This window comes from Halochromatium sp., from assembly GCF_046541315.1.
Lineage (GTDB): Bacteria > Pseudomonadota > Gammaproteobacteria > Chromatiales > Chromatiaceae > Lamprobacter.
This window is the reverse complement of the sequence record NZ_JBKHDN010000248.1, coordinates 1-3517: the sequence shown is the minus strand read 5'-3', so window position 1 is coordinate 3517 and position 3517 is coordinate 1. Positions and strand designations below refer to the sequence as shown.

Genomic DNA, 3517 nt, shown 5'->3' with positions numbered 1-3517 from the left:
CATCCCCATGGACGCATTGCTCGCCCTTGGCTGGCAAGGCTGGCTCAGCCTCGGGCTGGTCGCTGTCTCCTTCGTCCTCTTTCTCGCCACCCGCCTCGCCCCGGATGTGATCACCTCGGGCGCGCTCACCGTGCTGCTCATCAGCGGCGTGCTGACCCCGGCCGAGGCCCTCGCCGGTTTCGCCAATCCGGGCATGCTCACTGTCGCCGTGCTCTACATGGTGGTCTCCGGGCTCAAGGAGACCGGCGCCGTGAGCTGGATCGGCCAGTCGCTGCTCGGCCGACCCAAGGGCGAGGCCGACGCGCGCCTGCGCGTGATGCTGCCCACGGCGGGTCTCAGCGCCTTCCTGAACAACACCGCCGTGGTCGCGATCTTCATCCCGGCGGTCAGCGAGTGGGCGCGTCGGCATCGGCTGCCGCTCTCGCGGCTGCTGATCCCGCTGAGCTTCGCCAGCATCGTCGGCGGGACCTGCACGCTGATCGGCACCAGCACCAATCTGGTCGTCGATGGGCTCTACGGCGATCACCTCCAGGGTGCCGGCTTTGGCTTGTTCGAGTTGGCCTGGATTGGCGTGCCGCTGGTGATCGCGACCCTGGGATTCATCATGCTCGGCGCGCGCTGGCTGCTGCCGACGCGCACGGCCGCCGCCGAACGCTTCGAGGACGTGCGCCACTACACCACCGAGATGCTGGTGAGCGCGGACAGTCCGCTCGCCGGCAAGAGCATCGAGGCCGCGGGGCTGCGGCAACTGCCCGGCCTGTTCCTCGCCGAGATCGAGCGCGATGGCCAGATCATGCCGGCGGTCTCGCCGCAGGTGCTGCTCGCCGCCGGCGACCGGCTGGTGTTCGCCGGCATCCTCGACTCGGTGGTCGATCTGCACCGGATTCGCGGTCTGGCGCCGGCCACCAATCAGGTCTACAAGCTCGGCGGGCCACGCCAGGAGCGCTGCTTCGTGGAGGCGGTGTTGTCGAATAAATGCCCCTTGGTGGGCACGAGCGTGCGTCAGGGCCGATTCCGCGGCTATTACAACGCGGTGATCATCGCGCTCTCGCGCAATGGCGAGCGCGTGCGGCGCAAGATCGGCGATATCGTGCTGCACGCCGGCGATACCTTGCTGCTGGAGACGCGGCCAGACTTCGTGCTGCAACAGCGCAACTCGAAGGATTTCCTGGTCGTGAGCCAGTTCGGCGACGCGCATCCGCCGCGCCATGAGCGGGCGCCAATCGCGATTGCCATCGTTGTCGCCATGATCGCGTTGGTCGCCGGCGGGCTGCTGAGCATGCTCGAGGCCGCCCTGCTCGCCGCCGGCGCGATGATCCTGACCCGTTGCACGCCCGATCGGGTCGCCCGCCGCGCGCCGGACTGGCAGGTGTTGATCATCATCGCGACCGCGTTCGGCATCGGTGCCGCGCTCGAGAAGACCGGCGCTGCGGCCTTGCTCGCAAGTTCGCTGATCGGGCTCGCCGGCGGCCTGCCCTGGCTGGCGCTGGGCTTGTTGTTCGTCGCCAGCGCCGTGCTCACGGCCTTGGCGACCAACAATGTCGCCGCCGTGTTGCTATTCCCGGTCGCCCTCGACAGCGCGCGGTTGATGGACGTGAGTCCGGTGCCCTTTCTGGTGACGCTGATGGTGGGCGCCTCGGCCAGCTTCGCGACCCCGATTGGCTATCAGACCAACCTGATGGTGTTCAATGTCGGTGGCTATCGCTTCGTCGATTTCCTGCGCATCGGCATCCCGCTCACCCTGCTGATCGGTGCCCTGACGGTGGCCTTGGTGCCGCTGATCTGGCCGTTCTAGGTCGCGCTCAACGGGTGCTGTCTAGTTGGATTGACACTCTGGCGTGAATTTTTGTGTCAATCCAACTACACACATGGCAAAATGGGTTTACACTTAGAGGGAGATTGTCACCTCCGACGGTCCCACGTCGCGATCATGAGGTCGGTTCTTGCGCGTCGTTGTGTCGAGGTCGTCCTGTACCTCGACGGTTGTGACCGTCGGTCCTCTTCACCACAGGTCCAGTTGGAGGACTCGTCGTGTCCGAAGCTACCGCCGTCCCCAGTACAGCCCCCGCAAAATCCAAGACGAAGACGAAGGCGAAAACCAAGCCCAAGACCAAGCGCTACCAATCCCCGCTCTATCTCGCGCTGCTCCCACAGATCGTCCTCTTCGCGAGCGCGGTCGTGCTGTTCTGGCTCAGCCAGAAGGATATGGCCGGGACCGTCGAGTACTGGGAGTATTTCATCCCGGTCATCGCCCTGATCTCGTTGATCTCCGGTTGGAGTCAGTCCTATCTCTCCGATCAGTTGAGCGCCTGGTATCTGATCAAACAGGTCGTCCATTGGGGAGCCGTCTTCGCGCTGCTCTATGCCGCCAATACCCAGGGACTGCGGGAGTCGCTCGATGCCCAGCAGTACACCAGCATCGTCATCTATCTGACCGCCTTGGCCTCGCTGCTGGCCGCCATGCACATGGATTTCAAGCTGTTCTTCTTCAGCCTGTTCCTGGTCTTCTGCGCCTATCTGCTTGCCGTACCGGCGGATAACGCCATGCTGCTCTACATCGGCGAGACCGTCGGCATCGACGACGCCGAGAGCAAGACCCTCTCGATCACCATCGGCATGGCCGTGGTTGGCTTCATCGCGAGCACTTTCGTGCTGCTCTCGATGCGTGGCATGGTGCTCAGCAAGCGCCTCAGCAATAAGCGCATCGGCAATAAGCACAAGGAGGGCTGATCCGGTCGGGAACGGGTCGGTCAGGGCCGGCAGGGGCCAGCCCCTGCCGGCCCTGACCCGATCGAGGCTGGCGATCGAGGCTGGCGCGCAGGGTCCCTCCAGCCGGCGTGCCGCGCCGAACACACCGAGCTTAGGCGATTTCTGTCAAAGCTCTTAGCGCCTGAAACACTGATACTCTTCGTCTTTCCTGCGTGTCAGTCTATGGCGCCGCCAGACGGGAGTTGCCGATGAATAACCCGCCAACACGAGCTTGGCCCCAGCCCTTTTCGCTTCCCGGCACGCGTCAGGGGCTCGCGCGGACGCTGATGCTTGGCCTGCTCATGCTGCTCGCCCTGCAGCCGGTGTTTGCCGCCGAGACCCCATGGTCGCGGGTCGAGACCGTCGCCCAAGGCCGCCCGGAGGCCATCGGTGGTCCTTCGAACGGCTGTTTGCGCGGCGCCCTGGCCTTGCCGGCGAGTGGCGAGGGCTTCGTCAACATCCGCCGTCATCGCAACCGTTACTATGGCCATGCGCGGACGATCGCGTTGGTCCGCGAACTCGGCGCCGAGGTTGCCGCGCGCACCGGCGGCCGGCTGATCATGGTGGGCGACCTGGCGCAACCGCGTGGCGGGCGCATGGCGTCGTCTCATGTCAGCCATCAGAATGGCCTCGATGTCGACATCTGGCTGACGTTGGCCGATTCGCCGCGCCAGGCCTGGCGCGACACCCCGGAGGCCAATGACCCACCGAGCATGCTCGATCGTCATGGGCTCCAGCCCAACGCACGCTGGGGCGCCGAGCAACGCTT

The 3517-nt window shown here is 65.3% G+C and carries 3 protein-coding genes; all 3 read left to right on the top strand.

Annotation, left to right across the window (positions count from 1 at the left end):
• The first annotated feature begins 7 nt into the window (after positions 1–7).
• A complete protein-coding gene (locus ACLFQI_RS12590) occupies positions 8–1795 on the top strand; it encodes an SLC13 family permease (protein ID WP_410759824.1) in 1788 nt (595 codons plus the stop codon).
• 236 nt (positions 1796–2031) lie between these two features.
• Positions 2032–2730 (top strand): hypothetical protein, encoded by a 699-nt coding sequence (locus tag ACLFQI_RS12585; RefSeq protein WP_410759822.1) that lies wholly within the window; start codon positions 2032–2034, stop codon positions 2728–2730.
• A gap of 227 nt (positions 2731–2957) precedes the next feature.
• The coding region (locus ACLFQI_RS12580; RefSeq protein ID WP_410759820.1) for a penicillin-insensitive murein endopeptidase at positions 2958–3517 on the top strand (560 nt) is incomplete at its 3' end.